The following is a 2,192-nucleotide window of genomic DNA, read 5'->3' as shown; positions in this document are numbered from 1 at the left end:
CGAGGACGGCAGCTACAGCTGGAAGTTCGACAATTATCTGCACTTGCCGTGGGCGCACGACACCAATCCGGCACTGGTCGCCGAATTGTGGAGCCGCATCACCTGCCCGACGCTGTTGATGTATGGCGAAAAAAGCTGGGCGTCGAACCCGGTTGACGATGGCCGCATCGAACAATTTTCCACCGCCCGGGTGGTGACCTTCGAAAATGCCGGCCACTGGCTGCACCACGATCAGTTCGATCGCTTCATCGCTGAACTGCGGGCCTTCCTCTGATCAACTGACTCCGGCCAAGGGGCGGCGTTGGCTGGCGATGACCCCGGCCAATTCCAGCGCCTTGTTGAGCGCATCGGCTGCCGGCACCTTTACATCGGGGGTGACGCCGGTGCCCTCCCAGCCCACGCCGGTGGCGGGATCATGGCTGCGGCCGCCGGGCACAAAGGCCCTAAAGCCGCCAGGCAGGCCTATCTCGCCGCCGAAATTTCCGGCCCCGTAGGTGGTCTCGCCAATCAGCGTGGCGCGCTGCGTGCGCTTGAGTGCAAGCGCCAGATGCTCGCCGGCCGAAGCCGTGGCCTTCGAGGTGAGCAGGAACACCCGGGCATTGCCCAGCAATGGCTTGGCCGCGGGCAGCACGACATGCAGGCGGCGCACCACTTCGCTGGACGAGGGTTGGCGCAGCAGTGTCTTGCCATCGCTCAATGGCCCCATCCCGCCCGCTTCCACGGCGGCGCGCGTGTCCATCATCACCAGATCGGCGCGCTGGCGGAACAGCTGCGGGAACAGATGATCCATCTCGTCCAAGCCGCCGCCCCGATGCTGGCGGGCATCGATGATCAATGTGGTGGCGCCGGCATGGGCGGCAACGAAATCATCGACTTTCTGCAGCGTCTCGGGATCGCCGGGGAACCCATCAAACCGGATATAGGCGACACCATCGGCGATCCAGCCGCTGGCCGGAATGGCAGGAGGCCGCTGCATCACCATGACCCGCGCCGGTTCGCCTTGCGGCTTGGCGCCGGGAATCGGCGTGCCGTCGGCCGTGACCACCACCGGGCGGCCACCATGCGCGGGGCCGGCACCGCCCACGCGCGGCGGAAAGACGCGCAAATGGCCATCCTTGGCCGTCGCCTGCAGATCGGCTGTCAATCGTGCCGCCAACCCCGCCGGATCAGAGAAACCCGCATAGGCGCCGGCGGCCAGCTTGGCCTTCAATGCCGCGCCATAGCGCTTGGCCACATCCGGGAAGACGAAATAATCAGCCAACGTCCTGGCGAGGCCTTCGACCAGTGCTGCTGCATCCACGGCTTGCGCAGCGGGCGGTGCGGCCTGAGCCGGCTGGGAAGTGGCGCTGTCGGGTGTGCCGCACAGCAATGCGGCGACCGTGGTAAACAGCAAGGCCCGCGAATTTTTGGCAGCGAGAAAGTGAGCAGGCATTTTTGAACGAACCTCGTTATAGCAGGGGGATAGGAAGGTATATAGTCGGGCGATGACGCTTTGTGCGGGCAAAGAAAGTGCTGAGTGTGCCAAAATTTGGCGCTAACCGGGCTGGTAATGCGAGAGGTTTGCAGCATGGATGAATTTGATCGCAGCTTGCTCGGGTTGCTCCAGCAGGATGGTCTGGCCACGGCCGACGAACTGGCGGCGGCCGTGCCGCTGTCGCCATCAGCCATTGCCCGCCGTGTGCGCCGGTTGCGCAGCGATGGCACGCTGGCCGCCACCCGCGCCGTGCTGTCGGAACAGCATCTCGGCCGCCGCTTGCGGGCGCTGGTGACAGTGCAACTGCATGATCATGCCCCAGAGGCGGGGCTGGCCGCGCTGCGGGCGACACTGGTTAACCATCCCGAGGTGCAATTGTGCCTCGAGATCTCCGGCCCCAGCGATTTCATGCTCCTGGTCAGCGTGGCCGATATGCCCGCCTTCAATGCATTTGCCGACCGCTATCTGGCCGGCAGTGCAGTGGTGCGCCGCTATGAAACGGCGTTTGTGAAGAAGGCGCTGAAATTTAGCACAGCTGCGCCGCTGGCCGGTTGATCAGGCCGGCGCTCGGCCCCAAGCGGCCATGAAGGTTTCAGCCGCAGCCCGTACCTCAAAGCGTCCTTCGGCGATGGCATCGGGGCCGGCAAGGCCGTGCAGGTGGCGATCCACCACACCGGCGCGGCACAGGCCGCTGAATTGCTGGGCGGCCAGCGCCGGG

Annotated in this window: 4 protein-coding genes; 2 read left to right on the top strand and 2 right to left on the bottom strand. The window is 65.2% G+C overall.

Translation table 11 applies throughout. From position 1 onward, the window contains the following. The coding region (locus tag RMO81_RS12095; RefSeq protein ID WP_310476143.1) for an alpha/beta hydrolase at window positions 1-274 on the top strand (274 nt) is incomplete at its 5' end. On the opposite strand, the gene RMO81_RS12090 is transcribed toward RMO81_RS12095, so the two are convergent. Then, window positions 275-1,393 (bottom strand): S41 family peptidase, encoded by a 1,119-nt coding sequence (locus RMO81_RS12090; RefSeq protein WP_310476142.1) that lies wholly within the window; start codon window positions 1,391-1,393, stop codon window positions 275-277. Between the two features lie 174 nt (window positions 1,394-1,567). Between RMO81_RS12090 and RMO81_RS12085 the strand changes: the two genes are divergently transcribed. Further along, on the top strand, window positions 1,568-2,029 hold the full coding sequence (locus RMO81_RS12085) for an Lrp/AsnC family transcriptional regulator (RefSeq protein ID WP_310476141.1): 462 nt from the start codon (window positions 1,568-1,570) through the stop codon (window positions 2,027-2,029). Here the strand turns inward: RMO81_RS12085 and RMO81_RS16215 are convergent, their stop codons facing one another. Then, a complete protein-coding gene (locus RMO81_RS16215) occupies window positions 2,030-2,185 on the bottom strand; it encodes a TetR/AcrR family transcriptional regulator C-terminal domain-containing protein (RefSeq protein WP_409049614.1) in 156 nt (51 codons plus the stop codon). Window positions 2,186-2,192: the final 7 nt, after the last annotated feature.

This window comes from Sandarakinorhabdus sp. (assembly GCF_031422795.1).
Taxonomy (GTDB): domain Bacteria; phylum Pseudomonadota; class Alphaproteobacteria; order Sphingomonadales; family Sphingomonadaceae; genus Sandarakinorhabdus.
This window is presented reverse-complemented; position numbering and strand designations above follow the sequence as displayed.